At 68.9% G+C, this 15402-nt stretch carries 15 protein-coding genes; 13 read left to right on the top strand and 2 right to left on the bottom strand.

What is annotated here, in order from left to right:
• Positions 1–24: 24 nt before the first annotated feature.
• Positions 25–1194, bottom strand: a complete 1170-nt coding sequence (locus AB0873_RS27995; protein WP_366603390.1) for an aminotransferase class V-fold PLP-dependent enzyme — start codon at positions 1192–1194, stop codon at positions 25–27.
• On the bottom strand, positions 1191–1931 hold the full coding sequence (locus AB0873_RS27990; protein ID WP_366603388.1) for an IclR family transcriptional regulator: 741 nt from the start codon (positions 1929–1931) through the stop codon (positions 1191–1193). The genes AB0873_RS27995 and AB0873_RS27990 overlap by 4 nt, the downstream gene beginning before the upstream one ends.
• A 286-nt stretch (positions 1932–2217) precedes the next feature.
• Between AB0873_RS27990 and AB0873_RS27985 the strand changes: the two genes are divergently transcribed.
• The 13 genes from AB0873_RS27985 (at position 2218) to AB0873_RS27925 (ending at position 15292) form a co-directional block, all read left to right on the top strand.
• A complete protein-coding gene (locus tag AB0873_RS27985; RefSeq protein WP_366603386.1) occupies positions 2218–4179 on the top strand; it encodes a CocE/NonD family hydrolase in 1962 nt (653 codons plus the stop codon).
• A gap of 187 nt (positions 4180–4366) precedes the next feature.
• Entirely contained in the window at positions 4367–5986 is a 1620-nt protein-coding gene (locus tag AB0873_RS27980) for an ABC transporter substrate-binding protein (protein WP_155332592.1), read from the top strand.
• Between the two features lie 30 nt (positions 5987–6016).
• Positions 6017–6976, top strand: coding sequence for an ABC transporter permease (locus AB0873_RS27975; protein WP_155332591.1), 960 nt, complete (start codon positions 6017–6019; stop codon positions 6974–6976).
• Position 6977: 1 nt separating this feature from the next.
• Positions 6978–7880: an ABC transporter permease gene (locus tag AB0873_RS27970; protein WP_366603384.1), complete on the top strand. Its 903-nt coding sequence runs from the start codon at positions 6978–6980 to the stop codon at positions 7878–7880.
• On the top strand, positions 7870–8925 hold the full coding sequence (locus AB0873_RS27965; RefSeq protein ID WP_366603382.1) for an ABC transporter ATP-binding protein: 1056 nt from the start codon (positions 7870–7872) through the stop codon (positions 8923–8925). The genes AB0873_RS27970 and AB0873_RS27965 overlap by 11 nt, the downstream gene beginning before the upstream one ends.
• Entirely contained in the window at positions 8922–9944 is a 1023-nt protein-coding gene (locus AB0873_RS27960; protein ID WP_366603380.1) for an ABC transporter ATP-binding protein, read from the top strand. The genes AB0873_RS27965 and AB0873_RS27960 overlap by 4 nt, the downstream gene beginning before the upstream one ends.
• A 67-nt stretch (positions 9945–10011) precedes the next feature.
• Positions 10012–11109, top strand: a complete 1098-nt coding sequence (locus tag AB0873_RS27955; RefSeq protein ID WP_366603378.1) for a mandelate racemase/muconate lactonizing enzyme family protein — start codon at positions 10012–10014, stop codon at positions 11107–11109.
• 73 nt (positions 11110–11182) lie between these two features.
• The gene (locus AB0873_RS27950; protein ID WP_366603376.1) at positions 11183–11806 is read left to right on the top strand and encodes a thiamine pyrophosphate-binding protein; all 624 of its coding nucleotides are present in this window, start codon (positions 11183–11185) and stop codon (positions 11804–11806) included.
• Positions 11807–11827: 21 nt separating this feature from the next.
• A complete protein-coding gene (locus tag AB0873_RS27945; protein ID WP_366603375.1) occupies positions 11828–12448 on the top strand; it encodes a thiamine pyrophosphate-dependent enzyme in 621 nt (206 codons plus the stop codon).
• A complete protein-coding gene (locus AB0873_RS27940) occupies positions 12445–13374 on the top strand; it encodes a dihydrodipicolinate synthase family protein (protein WP_366603373.1) in 930 nt (309 codons plus the stop codon). Before AB0873_RS27945 ends, AB0873_RS27940 begins: the two co-directional genes overlap by 4 nt.
• An 80-nt stretch (positions 13375–13454) precedes the next feature.
• Positions 13455–14321, top strand: coding sequence for an NAD(P)-dependent oxidoreductase (locus tag AB0873_RS27935; RefSeq protein ID WP_366603372.1), 867 nt, complete (start codon positions 13455–13457; stop codon positions 14319–14321).
• Between the two features lie 66 nt (positions 14322–14387).
• Positions 14388–14723, top strand: a complete 336-nt coding sequence (locus tag AB0873_RS27930; protein WP_366603424.1) for a methylmalonyl-CoA mutase family protein — start codon at positions 14388–14390, stop codon at positions 14721–14723.
• Complete coding sequence (locus tag AB0873_RS27925; protein WP_366603369.1) at positions 14699–15292, top strand: sulfite exporter TauE/SafE family protein; 594 nt, start codon at positions 14699–14701, stop codon at positions 15290–15292. The genes AB0873_RS27930 and AB0873_RS27925 overlap by 25 nt, the downstream gene beginning before the upstream one ends.
• Positions 15293–15402 lie beyond the last annotated feature (110 nt).

Genomic DNA, 15402 nt, shown 5'->3' with positions numbered 1-15402 from the left:
GACGGGTGGATACGCGCGTCACCGTCAGGCGGCGCGAGGGGTGGTGAAGAGCGCGCCGAGCGCGTCGACCAGACGGCCGAGGTCGTCGCTGGTGTTGTAGGCGTGCACCGAGACGCGGATCAGTGATCCGTCAGCCCAGTCACGCACCGGCGCGTCGACCCGATGTTCGGTCAACAGCCGGCGCCGCATCGCCTCGCTGTCGCACGGTGGCAGCGGCACCGAGACCATCTGGACGAACCAGTCATCGGAGTCCGGCGTGAACGGCTCGAGATGAAACAGTCCGCTGACCGCCGCGCGAGCGGCCCGCGCCAGCTCGTGACTGCGGCGCCGGGCAGCCTCCCACGCCTGGGTCTGCTGGCAGTCGATGGCGGTCGGCAGCGCCAGGAACGCGCTCGGATCGCGCGTGCCCTGCCACCGGTGGCGGTCCAGGAAGGTCGAGCCCGGCTGGGAGCCGTGGCTGATCAGCGGCGCCAGGATGCCGGACTGGTACTCCGGGCGGACGTAGAGGAAGCCGGTGCCCCGCGGCCCACAGAGCCACTTGTGACAACTAGCCGCGTACACGTCCGCGCCGAGCGCGTCGAGCTGCAGGGGCAGCTGCCCGGGTGCGTGCGCCCCATCGACCACCGTCATGATCCCGGCGGCCCTGGCGCGCCGGCAGATCTCTGCCACGGGCAGGGTGATCGCGGTCTTGGAGGTGATGTGGCTGAGGAAGATGACGCGGGTGGCCGGGCCGACCGCCGACCACAGCGCCTCGACCAGGTCGCCCTGCTCCTCGACGGGCAGCGGCAGACGGTGGCGGATGTAGCGGGCACCGGTGTCGGCGCAGACGTGCTGCCACAGCAGGTCCATCGCCTCGTACTCGTGGTCGGTCGCCAGCACCTCGTCGCCGGGTCGCAGCCGCAGCGAGCGAGCGACGGCGTTCAGACCGGCCGTCGTGTTCTGGACGAGGACCACGTCGCGCGCGGCGCAGCCGAGAAATTCGGCGAGGCGCTCGCGTACCCCCTCCATCAGTGCGCCATAGCCGTGGGAGAGCAGCGCGGACGGGTGGCGTTCGAGGTCACGCTGCCAACGCTGATGGGCGTCGAACACGGGCCTCGGGCAGGCACCGAACCCCCCGTGGTTCAGGTGGACGAGGCTGGGGTCCAGGAGGAACTGGTCGTGCAGGTCGTCGAGGGCGACAGCACTGGTGCTCATGGGTTGTCCGGCTCGAGTCCTTGGGCGCGCGCGATGGCTTCGGCGGTCGCCTTCAGCCGGGGGACGAACGTGGTCACCAGGTCCTGGGCAGGGACCCGGATCGCGGACGCGGCGATGTTGATCGCCGCGATCACCCCGTTGTGGGTCGGTACGGGCACCGCGCAGGAGTTAAGACCCGCCTCGTACTCCTCGAGCGAGAGCGCGAAGCCATCGCTGCGGATGGTGTCGAGCTGGGCGGCGAGCTGCTCCCAGGACTGGACGCTGCGATCCGTGCGCGCCACGTACGGCGCCCCGCCGAGCTGCTGCTGCGCGTCGGCCGGATCGAGTTGGGCGAGCATGCACTTGCCGAGCGCGGTGCAGTGCGCCGGGGTGCGCAGCCCCGGTGTCGTGTCGACCCGCAGCAGGAAGCTGCCCGGCGCTGAGGCAAGGTAGAGAACCTCCGCGCCATCGAGAACGGCGAGGTTGACCGTCTCGCCGGTGTCCTGCGCCAGGGTGCGCAGGAACGGCTGGGCGAGGTCGGGCAGCGTCAGGCCGGACATGAGCGGTCCGACCAGCCGCATGACGCTCATGCCGATGCGCAGGCGCTTGGTGCGCGGGTCTCGTGCCAGGAATCCGCGCGCCAGCAACGTCGAAACGACTCGATGCGCGGTTGGCGTCGGCCACTTGAGCCGTTCGGCGATGTCGGTGAGCGACAACTCCGGCCCGCCCGCCGTGAACAGTTCGAGCACGTCGAGCACTCGACCGAGTGACTCAACGTGTTGACTTTCGCTGGCTTGAACTGATTTCATCTCGCCGGAAATGCTCTACTAGTGCCCGCCCGTTGTCAACCAACGTGGAACGTCAAAGTAACCGACCCCCGGTCGCCAGCAGAAGCCCTCCGTCGGGCCCGCTTCGACGACCTCATGGTGCGGTGAGCGGCGGATACGGGCGGTCGAAGGACAGAGGGGCGGCATGGCACGAGCCCGTAGGATCAAGACCCACTTCGATCGTCCGGTCGACGTGATCGATCACGTTTGGATTTCGATGCGTGACGGCGTCCGGCTATCCGCCCGGGTGTGGCTCCCCGTGGACGCGTCCTCCGATCCGGTCCCCGCGATCCTGGAGTACATCCCGTACCGCAAGGGCGACGGCACGGTCGTACGGGACTCGCAGATGCATCCGTACTTCGCCGGGCACGGCTACGCCGCGGTCCGGGTGGACATGCGTGGCAGCGGCGAGTCCGAGGGCGTGCTCCTGGACGAGTACCTCGCCCAGGAGCAGGACGACGCGCTGGAGGTGCTCGGCTGGTTGGCCGAGCAGCCCTGGTGCACCGGAAAGGTCGGGATCATCGGCAAGTCGTGGGGCGGGTTCAACGGGCTTCAGATCGCGGCTCGCCGCCCCGCGGAGCTCGGCGCGATCATCACCGTCTGTTCCACCGACGACCGGTACGCCGACGACGTCCACTACCTGGGCGGCACCGTTCTCGCCTCGAAGATGCTGCCCTGGGCGTCGACCATGCTCGGCTTCAACGCGCTGCCGCCGGACCCGGCCGTGGCCGGCGAGCGCTGGCGAGAGATGTGGCTGGAGCGGCTGGAGGGCAGCCCGCCGTTCGTCGAGGCCTGGCTCACCCACCAGCGACGGGACGACTACTGGAAGCACGGTTCCGTCTGTGAGGACTACTCGGCGATCGAGTGCCCGGTATACGCCGTCGGTGGCTGGGCGGACGCATACTCGAACGCGATCCCGCGCCTGCTCGCCGGCCTCCCCGGTCCGCGCAAGGCACTGATCGGCCCGTGGGGCCACCAGTATCCGGAGTCCGGCGTACCCGGCCCTGCGATCGGGTTCCTCCAGGAGTGCCTGCGCTGGTGGGACCACTGGCTCAAGGGCGTCGACACCGGGATCATGGACGAGCCCATGCTGCGCGCCTGGATGCAGGAGCCCGTGCCGCCCCGTCCCGCCTACGACGTGCGTCCCGGGCGGTGGGTGGCCGAACCGTCCTGGCCCCGGACAGACGACCAGCGCCTGGCGTACATGCTGGATGCGGGGGCGCTGGTCGACCACCCGGTCGCGGAGCGGCGCCTGGAGATCGACGGGACTCAGCTCGTCGGCCTGGATGCCGGCGACTGGTGTCCGGCCGGCGGTGCGGCCGACCTCCCGTTGGACCAGCGGGCCGAGGACGCCCGGTCGCTGTGCTTCGACACAAAGCCGCTGGCGGACCGGATCGAGATCTTCGGCTTCCCCGAGGTCACGCTCTCGCTGGCCTCGTCGCGGCCGCTCGCCACGGTGGTCGTCCGGCTGTGTGACGTCGCGCCGGACGGCTCGTCGCTGCTCGTCACGCGCGGTGTGCTCAACCTCAGCCACGCCGATGGCCACGAGCATCCTCGGGCCCTCAAACCTGGCCGGCGGTACGAGGTCACCGTGTCGATGAACGCCATCGCCCAGGCGGTGCCGGCGGGGCACCGGCTGCGACTGGCCGTTTCGTCCTCCTACTGGCCATGGGTGTGGCCGCCCCCGGAGCAGTTCGCGTTGTCGCTGTTCACCGGCGGATCGACGCGGCTGGACCTGCCGGTACGCACCCCTCGGCCGGAGGACGGGCAGTTGGCGGCCTTCGGCGAGCCCGAGACGGCGGCGCCGGCGCCCGTGGTGTCCAACCCCCAAGACCCCGCCGGCGGGCGGGTGATCGTCCGCGACCTGGCGACCGGGACGGTGGAAATCCTGCGCAGGTCGGAGGACGACACGACCGTGACCACCACCGGGCTCGCGAAACGGCGGTCCAGGCTCGAGACGTACGCGATCACTGAGGGCGACCCGCTCTCGGCCAGGGTGAGCAGTGAGACGACCTACCATCTGGCCCGCGACGGCTGGCGTATCCGTATCGAGGCCCACAGCGTCATGACGGCAGACCTCGAGAACTTCCGGGTGACGAACACCGTGAATGCCTTCGAGAGCGACCGACGGGTCTTCGAGAGCACCCGCGACTTCGAGGTGCCCCGTGACCACTGCTAACTGCCCCAGATGACACCGACAAGACCGTTGACTTTCGCTGGATAGAACTGCTTTCATCTCAGCGGAACAAGCGGGTCGTCTGCGTCACACTGTTGAGTCCGTCACGGGGGCGACCCACTGCGTGACACCGCAACGGTTCCTGGGCCCGGCCTTCCCTGCCAGCTGCACAGTTTCGAAGGTGGAGATCATGGACGCGAGCAACATCGGTAACCGGACTCCCGGCGGTCTGAGCCGCCGCAATCTGCTCAAGTTCTCGGCGCTCGGCGTCTCTCTCGCCGGGGTGAGTTCGCTGCTGGCCGCCTGCGGCGGCGAGGACGGGGCCGGGGCTGACATCTCGACCAAGCTGCTGCGGATCCACCTCGACGACGACATCTCAAACTTGGACCCGGCGTTCAACGCCGGGCACACCAACACGACCGTCCGGGCCAACATCTTTCAGCACCTGGTGACCTACCGGCCGGACACGTTCGAGCTGGCCAACGAGTTGGCGGAGACGTTCGAACCGTCCAGTGACGGGCTGCGCTACAACTTCACCCTGAAGAAGGGGATCCAGTTCCACGGCGGCTACGGCGAGCTGACGGCCGAGGACGTCAAGTTCTCGTACGAGCGGATCGCCGGGCTGACCGAGCCGAAGATCAAGTCGTCATACAAGTCGGACTGGGCCACCCTCAAGGGCGTCGAGGTCCACGACAAGTACAGCGGGACGATTGTGCTGAAGGAGCCGTTCGCTCCGCTGCTCGCCACGACCCTGCCGGTCGGCTCGGGTGAGATCGTCTCGAAGCGTGCGGTCGAGGAGCGGGGCGAGGCATTTGGCACCAGCCCGATCGGCACGGGCCCGTACGAGTTCGTCGAGTGGAAGCGCAACCAGCACGTCGTGCTCAAGAAGTTCGCGAACTACGGTGGCGCCGCCGACTACGCGGGCAAGCCGCTGTGGGAAGAGCTCCGGTTCGTCGTCATCGCCGAGGACAACCCTACGACCATCGCGCTGGAGACCGACGAGCTCGACTTCGCCGTGCTGGGACCGGCGGCGGTCGCGCGGATCAAGAAGAACCGCAGCTTCGAGGTCATCGACAAGACATCGCTGCGCTACAACTGGATCGGCATCAACACCGCCCACCCGAACTTCAAGAACAAGGACGTGCGGCTGGCGGTTATCCACGGCATCGACGTTCCCGCCATCATCGCCGGTGCCTTCAACGGCCAATGGACCCGGGCGACCGGGATCGTCGCGCCCGGCATGCCGATCGGCTACTGGAAGGGCGCGCCCGTTTACCAGCGCGATCTGGCCAAGGCCAAGGAGTTCCTGGCCAAGGCCGGCGCGCAGGGCATGAAGATCGAGATGTCGGTGTCGAGCGGAACGCCTGGCGGGCCCAAGGTCGCCGAGATCGTGCAGGCCAACCTCAACGAGGTGGGCTTCGACGTGAAGGTGCTCGTCCAGGAGGGCGGTGTCTTCAACCAGGCCACCCCGGAGGCGAACGCCCAGAAGCAGCTCTTCTACATGAGCTACTCCACCAAGCCCGACCCGTCCTGGTCGACGAAGTGGTTCACCAGCGACCAGGTCGGCGAGTGGAACTGGATGAGCTGGGACAACAAGGAGTTCACCCGCCTGCACAACGAGGCGCTCGTCGAACGCGATCCCGCAAAGCGCAACGACATGTACATCCGGATGCAGCAGCTCATGGATGAGGACGCGGTGGCGCTGTGGGTGGCGTGGCCGACGGCGTTCCTCGGCAAGCGCAAGGGCCTGAAGACGCCGATCCGCCCCGACGGAGACTTCATCCCCTGGACCTTCGGCCGAGACGCCTAGGACCGCACCGACAGCAACCGGAGACAACCAGTGGCCACGTACCTGCTCAAACGGCTGGGCATGACGGTCGTCGTCGTGCTCACCGTGATGACCTTCCTCTCCCTCCTCGTGCACCTGGTGCCCGGGGATCCGGTCGAGATCGTCCTCGGGCCACAGGCCACGCCGGCCCAGGTCGAGGTCGTCCGCGCGGAAATGGGGCTCGACGATCCCATCCCAGTCCAGGTGTGGGACTTCGTCGTGGGCGCCCTGCGCGGCGATCTCGGCCTGGACTTCTTGTCCCGCACGCCGGTCACGCAGCTGATCGCGGAGGCCATCCCGCATACTGTGGTGCTTGCGATCACTGCGCTGGGCCTCGCGGCGCTCGTCGGCATCCCACTCGGCGTCTACGCCGCCCGGCGGCAGAACTCGCTGGCCGACCGGGCCATGGCCCTGCTGTCCATCGGGTTCATCACGATGCCGTCCTACATCGCCGCACTGCTGCTGCTGATCGTCTTCGCCGTCCAACTGGACGTGCTACCGGCGCTCGGCACGGGCAGCTTCGCGAACCCTCTGGACTACGCCACGCACCTGGTGCTGCCGGCGTGCGCGCTGGCGATCGCCTGGATCGGATACGTGGCACGGCTCGTGCGCACCAGCATGCTGTCGGTGCTCGGCTCGAACTACGTGCGCACCTCTCGGGCGTTCGGTGTGCGCGACCGGATCATCTTCTACAAGTGGGCGTTGAAGAACGCCATCATCCCCACGGTCGCCGTGCTCAGCTCGGGCCTCGCCGATCTGCTCGGCGGCGCCGTCCTCGTCGAGATCATCTTCTCCCGACCGGGACTCGGGCGGCTCACCGTGGAAGCGATCTCCGAGCGGAACTTCCCCATCGTTCAAGGAGCCGTCCTGGTGATCGCGCTGTTCTATGTCCTCACGAATCTTCTCGCGGACCTGTCCTACCGGCTGGTGGACCCACGGATCCGTGTCGAGGACTCTGCGGTAGGAGCCTGACGTGACCATCGCTTCCGCACCCGACCTGGAGACGCGCCCCTCCGCCGGAGTACGTCCGCTGCTCGGGCGTCTTGTCCGGCGCCCCGCCGGCGCCTTCGGCCTGGCGGTCGTCGCCGCGCTCGTGCTCGTCGCCGTGTTCGCCCCGTACGTCGTGCCCTACGACGGAGCGGTACAGGACATCCCCAACCGGCTCCAGGGCCCGTCCGGCAGCCACCTGCTCGGCACCGACGGGCTCGGCCGGGACCTGCTGTCGAGGATCCTGCTCGGCGTCCGCGTCGAACTCGCCGTGGCACTCCCCGCCGTCTGCGCCGCACTCGTGCTCGGACTCCTGCTGGGGCTCGTCGCCGGGTACCTGGGCGGGTGGGTGGACAACGCGGTGGTCGTGTTCATGGACACGATCCAGGCGTTCCCGTCGGTCGTGCTCGCGCTGGTGCTCGTCGCTGTGCTCGGTCCCTCGCTGACCAACCTCGTGATCGTCGTCGCCATCACCTTCGCACCGCAGTCGGCACGCGTGACCCGGGCATCCGTACTCGCCCTGCGGCAGAGTCCGTTCATCGAGGCCGAACGGGCCCTTGGCGCCAGCACCCTGCGGATCATCGGGGTACACGTGCTGCCCAATGTCATCGCGCCGCTGTTCATCCTGCTGGCGATGAACATCCCGAGCGCCATCACGGTCGAGGCGGGCCTGTCATTCCTCGGCATGGGCGTACAGCCGCCGACGCCGTCGTGGGGCGTCATCCTGAGCGACGGCTTCGCAGACGTGTACGAGGCGCCGTGGGCCGTGCTCTGGACGGCACTAGCGCTCGTGCTGACCACCATCGGGTTCACCACGCTCGGCGAAACCCTGCGCGATGTCTCCGATCCACGCCTCTCCGGAGCCAAGGGGTTGCGCTATGACCGATGACGCTCGCATCAACGACCCGTACCTGCTCGAGGTCGACGGTCTGGACGTCACGTACCACTCGCAGGGGCGCGCCCTCGCCGCCCTGCAGGACGTGACCATCACGGCCCACCCAGGCGAGATCATCGGCATCGTCGGCGAATCGGGTTGCGGCAAGTCGACCCTGTCGGCCGCGCTCCTCGGGCTGCTGCCCCCGAACGGCGAGGTGACCGGCGGGCGGGCGCTCTACCGGGGACGCGACCTGTTCACGCTGGGGCCGGAGGAGCGCAGGCGACTGCGGGGCAGCGAGATCTCCATGGTCTTCCAGGATCCGCTGACGAGCCTCAACCCCACCCTGACGATCGGCAGCCAGATGCTCGACGTGCTGCGCGCCCACTCCCCGGCGCGGGCGGACCGCGCGGCGGCTCGGCGCCGCATCGTCGAGATGCTGGAGCGGGTCGGTATTCCCGATCCGGCGGCCCGCCTCCGGTCGTACCCGCACGAGTTCTCCGGTGGTCAACGCCAGCGCATCATGATCGCGATGGCGCTCCTGCTGGAACCGGCGCTGCTGATCGCCGACGAGGTCACCTCGGCGCTGGACGTGACCCTCGAAGCACAGATCCTCCAGTTGCTGTGCGACCTGCGCGACGAACGCGGTACCGCCATCCTGTTCATCACCCATGACCTCGGGGTCGTGGCCCAGATGTGCGACCGGGTCGTGGTGATGTACGCCGGGCGGGCCGTCGAGGCGGCCACGGTGACGGACCTGTTCGACCATCCGCGGCACCCCTACACCGAAGCGCTGCTGGCGTCCGTCCCGTCGCGGCGGTGGCGAGGGTCCGAGCTCCCGACGATCCCCGGACGGGTGCCGTCCCTCGCCGAGCTGCCCGACGGCTGCGCGTTCGCGAACCGGTGCGCGCACGCCGAGCCCCGCTGCGAAGAGCAGCGGCCCCGGTACGTCGAGGTGACGGGGCAGCGGGTGCGCTGCCACCTCTACGACGCCGAATCCGGGCACGCCAACCTGCGCCAGCCGAACGTGGCAAGCGCCGGGCGGAAGGAACAGCCGTGACCAACGACCACGACCGGCCGGACCCCATCGTCAGCGTCCGGGGGCTGCGGACCCACTACGTCGACCGGCAGTGGTGGTTCCAGCGCCTACGCGGCCGGCAGCCTGGTGCGGTGCGCGCAGTCGACGGCGTCGACCTGGACATCCGCCGCGGCGAGGTGGTCTGCCTCGTGGGGGAGTCCGGATCGGGCAAGACGACGCTGGGCCGCGCCATCCTGCGACTGGCCCCCGCGACACACGGGCGGATCTTCTTCCAGGGGCGGGACATCACCGGGCTTCGGGGAGCCGAGTTCCGCCGACTACGGCCGAAGATGCAAATGATCTTCCAGGACCCGCACGGCAGCCTGTCCCCGCGGCTTCGCGTATCGGAACTGCTCAGCGAGCCGTACCGGATTCACGACGTGCCGGCAGAGCAGCGCTACTCGGTCGCTGAGCTGCTGGAGATGGTCGAACTGTCGGCAGCGCTCGCACAGAAGTACCCGCATGAGCTCTCCGGCGGGCAGGCCCGCCGGATCGGCATCGCGCGGGCCTTGTCGCTGCACCCCGACTTCCTGGTTGCGGACGAGCCGACGGCCGGCCTCGACGTGTCCGCCGCGGCAAAGATCCTGAGCCTGTTGCGTTCGCTGCGGGCCAGCCACGGCCTGACCTACCTGGTCATCACGCACAACCTACGGATCGTCGACTACCTGGCCGACCGGCTGGCCGTGATGTACCTCGGCCGGGTCGCGGAGATCGGCCCCGCCGAGCAGGTGCTGGATGCCCCGGCCCACCCGTACACACGGGCCCTGCTCGACTCGGTGTCCGAGCCCGACCCGCATCGCCGGCAGGGACGGCGGCGGTTGCTGCTGCCCGGGGAGATCCCGAGCCCGAAGAACCCGCCATCGGGGTGCAGCTTCCACCCCCGCTGCCGCTTTGCCGAAGCCGTCTGCCGTGAAGTGCCGCCACTCGCCGAGGTCGATGCAGGACACCTCGCGAGCTGTCACCTCTCGCCGAAGATCAGAGCCGCCGGGACGCCAGTGTGACAGGTACGCCGCGGGGCAGATCCTGCCCCTGCCAGCCGACCAGTCCCCGACGCGGAAGGACGACCTCATGCGTGTGCACCGCCTGACCGCCAGCACGTACCGGCTGCCCATGTCGCAACCGTGGGACATCGACGTGACCTGCCAGTACCTGATTGTCACTGAGTTGGAGAGCAACGACGGCCTGGTCGGACAGGGCTTCACCTGGACCCCCCAGATCGGCGCCCTCGCCATCCAGACGATGATCGAGGAGGACTGCCGCCCGTTCGTCGAGGGCGGACCGGTGGTGCCCGCCGCCGTGTGGGACCGGTTGTGGTGGCGGCTACGCGAGGCGGGCGCCGGTGGTGTCACCACCCTGGCGATCGCCGCCGTGGACATCGCGCTGTGGGACCTGGCGGCGAAGCGGGCGGGGTCGAGCCTCGTCGACCTCATCGGACGGCAACGCGACCAGGTGCCCGTCTACGCCAGCGGCGTCAACCGGCACCTGCCCATGGCGGAGCTCGAGGAACAGGCGCGCCGTTGGGTCGCGACCGGACACACCCGATTCAAGATCAAGGTCGGCCGGCCCGATCTGGACGAGGACATCGAGCGGGTCGCCACGGTACGCCGCATCATCGGGCCCGACCGGATGCTCATGATCGACGCGAACCAGCTGTGGGACGTCCCCGCCGCCCGCCGCGCGGCGAAGGCCCTGTCCGCATTCGACATCCACTGGCTGGAGGAGCCGCTACCCGCCGACGACACCCAGGGGTACGCACACCTGCGTCAGGCGATCGACATTCCCATCGCCACCGGTGAGAGCCTCTACACCGAACGCCAGTTCCGGGATCTGCTGGTCGCCGGCGGATGCGACTTCGTTCAACCCAACGTCTGCCGCGTCGGCGGGATCACCCCATTCCTTCGCATCACCCGGCTCGCCCGGACTTTCGACATCCCCGTCATGCCGCACCTGCTGCCGGACATCTCGGGACAGCTCGCCCTCTGCCTGCCCCTGCCGGCGCTGGTCGAGGACATCGACTCCGCGTCCTTCGACGCGCTCAGCGCGCTGTCCCGGCCCAGCGGGGTCACGCTGACCAGCGACGGCGTGCGCGCTGACACGCCAGCCGGGCATGGGCTGGCCTTCGCCACCGACCGCCTGACGCCCGTAATGGGGACGTCGCGCCCGTGACTCGCACCCCGCTCCACTCGGCATCGCCGACGGCTCCGACGACCGAACCGCGTTCACTGAGAAAGGTGTGGCGATGAATGTAGACCAGCCGGACCTGCGTCCGCCGACGCATCAGCTCGACCCGGACGCAGCGGTCCGCGAATTTCTCGACTGCGGCATCACCCACGTGGTCACCGTCCCCGACTACGTGATGCTGTCGGTCTACCGCGCGTTGGAGGCGAACCCGGCGCACCCGCAGCTGATCTACACGTGCACCGAGGACGAAGCCGTGACGATGGCGGCCGGGCTGCACATCGGCGGAGCACGCCCGATGGTCATGATGCAGAACCAAGGTCTGTACGCCTCGCTCAACGCGATCCGTGCCGTGGGTATCGACGCGCGACTGCCGCTGTTCATGATGATCGGGCAGTTCGGGCGGGAGTACGCCAACCTCGGCAGGCCGCCGCAAGAGTCCGCGCGACCGCTGGTCCGCAACTGCGAGCGCATCCTCGACGCCCTCGACATCCCGTACTTCCCGTGCGAGCGACCGGAGGACGTCGGCAACCTGAGCAAGGCGTACCGACTGTCGCACGAGCGGCAGTGGCCCTCCGCGGCATTGGTCGGCACCTACACCGCCTGGCCCGGCAGTGGGACGAGCGATCACAACGGCGCGGGCGGTACGCCCGACACGGCACAAGTCCACGACGCGAAGCGCTGACAGGGGGTCCAGGAAATGGCAATGAGCACGGCCGAGGCGGCGTCAGTGATCGCGGCCACCCGGCCGCCGGACGCCGTCGTCATCTCGACGATGTCCTCGCTGCGGCAGTTCCCGCGGCTGTCTCCGAGCCCCCTCAATCTGAGCTGCGTCCCTTTGATGGGCGGCGCCTCGGCGTTGGGTCTGGGCATCGCCATCGCCCAACCAGACAGGAGTGTGCTCCTGCTCGACGGGGACGGAAGTCTGCTCATGCAGCTCGGGTCGTTGGTGACGGTGGCCGGGGTCCGGCCGAGCAACCTGTACCACTTCGTCTTCGACAACGGTGTCTGGTTCGAGGGAGGCGCCAACTTCGCGCTGCCCGCCGCCGATCGGATCAGCTGGACGGGACTGGCCAGCGCCGCCGGCTACGCGGCAGCGCACAGCTACTCCGACGCCGTTGCGCTCGCCGCCGACCTCGACACCGTCCTCGCCGCCCCCGGACCGTGCCTGATCCGGTTGGACATCGACAAGGACGCCGCGGACAGGACGCAGTGGTCCGGCGACAACCTCCAGGAGGAGACCCCCGACTCGCAGTTCACCCGGATGGGCGACGAGGCCCGCAACGTGATGCGCGCCCTTCAGCAGAGCAAGGTAGGACAGGCATGACCAGCAGCACGACAGCGCCACCGCACGCCGAGGGCGTTCTCTCCGCCCTCCTGACGCCATACGGCGCCGATGGCAAGCCGGATGAGACAGCACTGGCCGCTCTGATCGACTTCCAGATCAGCCGCGGCGTCGACGGCTTGTTCATCCTCGGCACCTCGGGGGAGGGGCTTCTGCTCTCGGCGGATGAACGCAAGGCATTCACCGAGACGGCGCTCAAGATCGTCTCGTCCCGGGTACCCGTCGTCGTGCACTGCGGTGCCGTGGACACCGCAACGGCGGCGGAGCTAGCCCGCCACGCGGCCGGATGCGGAGCCACCGCGATCGCGTCGCTACCGCCGCTGTTCTTCCCGTACACGCCGGAGTCCCAGCTCGAGCATTTCACCCGCGTCGCGCAGGCCGCGCCGGACTGCGCCCACTACGTGTACGACAACCCGGACCGGACCGGCTATGCACTGGGCCCGGACCTCGTGATCAAAATGATTCGCGAGATCCCCAACCTGTGCGGGCTCAAGGACACCGGGGACTCGCTCGCCCGGATCACCACCTACCTGTCCCAGCCCGATTCGCCGGTCGTGTACACCGGAAACAACGTTCTGCTGCTGGGAGCGCTGACGATGGGCGCCGCGGGCGCGGTGTCCACGTTGGCCAACGTGGTCCCCGAACTGTTCGCGGCCATCGTCGCGGCGCACCGCCAGGAACGCCTCGCCGAAGCCCGGGACCTGCAGCTCACCGTCGCGCGGTTGCAGGCCGCGACGGCCGGGCTGCCCTACATCGCGTCCGCGAAGCACCTGCTTGACCGGCGTGGGCTACCCGGCGGAGCACCCCGGTCCCCGCTGCCGGCCCTGTCACCCGAGCACCGCGCGACGCTCGATGCCAGGCTGGCCGCTGACCCTGCGCTGCTGACCTGGCTACGACCGGTCGACTGACACCGATGGCCGAGCCGTATCCGCGCCGACCCCGCTCCGGCGACCGCCGTGCCGGCGACGCCCCACCCATGGGAGGCAAGATGACAAGGCTGGACGGCGAGTGGCTGCTCACCGGGGCCGCTGGGCAGATCGGTGGAATTCTGCGTACCGGACTACGCCCCGTCGTGCCGGGTCTGCGGCTGCTTGACATCAAGCCGCTGACCGCCGAGTCGCCAAACGAGCGCGCTTACAGCCTGGACCTGCAGGACCTGCCCGGCCTCACCGAGGCAATGGCCGGCGTCCAGGGCGTCATCCACCTCGCTGGAATAGCCGACGAGGCCGACTTCCGGGACCTCACCGAGGTCAACATCGTCGGTACCTACCACGTGTTCGAGGCGGCCCGGCGGGCAAGCGTTGCGCGCGTCATCTTCGCCAGCACCAACCATGTCACCGGCTATTACCCTACGACGGTACCGGTGGGTCCGGACATGCCAGTACGCCCCGATGGGTTTTATGGCGTCAGCAAGGTTGCGGGGGAAGCCGTGGCCAGACTCTACGCCGACAAGTTTGGCCTTGAAGTGGCGTGCCTGCGCATCGGAAGTTGCCGGCCTCGTCCCACCGAGCCTCGACACCGCCACACCTGGCTCAGCCCTAGAGACGCAACGGCCGCCTTCGTCGCGGCAATGTCAACCCCCGACCTCACGTACGCGACCTTCTATGGGGTCTCGGCGAACCAGCTGGGATGGTGGGACCGTGAGGCCGGCCGCGCCAACGGCTACCACCCGAGCGACAGGGCCGAGGACCACCTCGGTGGGGCGACCTGGGAGCCAGCCACCGACGAGGTCCAGGGCGGGGTCCTCGCGACCGCTGCCTACACCCTCGACAGACAACGTCCCCATCCCGCACTAGCGCCATCGGACCCAACGAACGTAATCGATGATCGACGTGACGACGACCACCGTGGATAGTGCCGCTGTGGCGAAGACGGACCCAGCCCCGCCGCCGGCGGCTTTCCTCCTACCCAAACACGGGAACTGTCCGGCGCCGCCTACGCGTACGCCCGCGAGGTCGAGACTGGTGGGCCGATAGTGGTGGGCGTCCACCGGTTCCCGGCCCGGACCGAGCCGCTCGACGTGTTACGGGTCAACCCCGCGCTGGAGGAGGCCCAGGTGCCCTCGCTGGCCGCGCTGCGGGAGCACCGCGACGCCCGTGCCGTCGCCGCCATCGTCGACCTCACCGCCGCGGCCCAGGCCGGCGACAACCTCATGCCCGAATGTATCGACGCCATCCGCGCAGACGCGACCGTGGGGGAGATGGTCGCCCGGCTCCGCAATGCCCACGGGCCGTGGACGCCGAGCACCTCCTACTGACGATGTTCAGCTACCAACTGCTGATCGTTGTCGGGATCGCAGCGTGCGTCGGCGCGCTCGTACAGAGCAGTGTGGGCTTCGGCCTGGGCGTCGTGGCGGCACCGGTCATCACCGTCGCCGACCCGTCCCTGATGCCCGCGTCGCTGCTGGTCGTCAGCACGGTGCTGCCGCTGCTGACCCTGGTCAGGGAGTGGAGGCACATCGACTTTCCCGGCCTGGGTTGGGCGCTGCTCGGCCGCCTCCCCGGCACGATTTGCGGAGTCTGGCTGATCGCCGCGTTCCCCGGACGCGGTATGGAGGCCGTGGTCGCCATGACCGTGCTGGTGGCCGTGGGCATCAGCCTGCTTCCCGTGGACGTGCCCCGCACGCGTCTGACCCTCTCCGTCGCGGGCGGCGTCGCCGCAGTCACCGCCACCACAGCTGCCATCGGAGGCCCGCCGATGGCGCTCATTTACCAGCGGGCGGGCGGTGCCAAGCTGCGCGCCACCCTTTCGGCGTTCTTCGTAGTCGGCGCGGCCGGCTCACTGAGCCTCGATCCACCGATGCGGTTGCAGCTGAACGCTGGTTGATCATTCCGGTCTTGCGTGGTGCGGCGGGTGTACGGGAGCCGCCGATCGCGTTTTCGGCTTTCTCCGGAGGTGTTTGTTCGGGAGGGCAGCGGGGGTTGTGGCCTGTGGTC

The organism is Micromonospora sp. NPDC047707, from assembly GCF_040704235.1.
Classification (GTDB): domain Bacteria; phylum Actinomycetota; class Actinomycetes; order Mycobacteriales; family Micromonosporaceae; genus Micromonospora.
This window is presented reverse-complemented; position numbering and strand designations above follow the sequence as displayed.